This is a genomic window from Aureimonas altamirensis, from assembly GCF_001463885.1.
Classification (GTDB): domain Bacteria; phylum Pseudomonadota; class Alphaproteobacteria; order Rhizobiales; family Rhizobiaceae; genus Aureimonas; species Aureimonas altamirensis.
On sequence record NZ_BBWQ01000030.1, the window covers coordinates 1 to 804 of the forward strand.

Annotated in this window: 1 protein-coding gene; it reads left to right on the plus strand. The window is 70.0% G+C overall.

From position 1 onward, the window contains the following. On the plus strand, positions 1–804 hold an 804-nt coding region (locus tag AUL31_RS19830), incomplete at both ends, for an autotransporter outer membrane beta-barrel domain-containing protein (protein WP_192842540.1).

Here is an 804-nt window from a genome sequence, read left to right on the forward strand (position 1 = left end):
GTGCTGGGCGACGACGCCTCGCCGACCGACCTTCTGGCCATCACCGGCGCCAGCACCGGCACGACGCGTGTGGACGTCATCAACTTTGGCGGCCAGGGCGCCCTGACCGACCAGGGCATCCGCATCGTGCGGGTGGACGGGGCCTCGCCCGGCGCCTTCACACTGATCCCCGACACGATCGCCCCGACGGGCGAGGCGGCGGTGATCGGCGGCGCCTTCGTCTACGGTCTCTACCAGGGCAGCCCGGCCGCGCCGGCCGACGGCGACTGGTATCTGCGCACCATCGTCAACCCACCGGTCGTTGTTCCGCCGCTGCCGCCGGTGGACCCCGATCTTCCGGTCGGCCCGGTCTACCAGCCCGGCGTGCCGCTCTATGAAGCCTATCCGCAGGTTCTGATGAGCCTGAACCGCCTGCCGACGCTGCAGCAGCGCAAGGGCAGCCGGGTCTGGTCGGGCACCGCCGACCCGCAGCCCTTCGTCAAGGGTGCGCTGGCCTCCACCCCGCCGGGCGACGTCATCGAGGGCAGCGGCGCCTGGGGCCGCATCGAGGGTTCGCGCATCGTGGCCGATCCGGCCGTGTCCACCAGCTTCAGCGATTACGACATCGATCTGTGGCGCCTGCAGGCCGGCTACGATTTCGATGTGGCCAGCTTCGCGGACGGGTCCAGACTGATCGGCGGCATCAACGTCCACTATGGGCGGGCCGATGCCGACATCACCTCGCCCTATGGCACGGGCTCCATCGAGGCCACCGGCTACGGCGTCGGCGGTACGCTGACCTGGTACGGCCAGAACGGCCTTTAT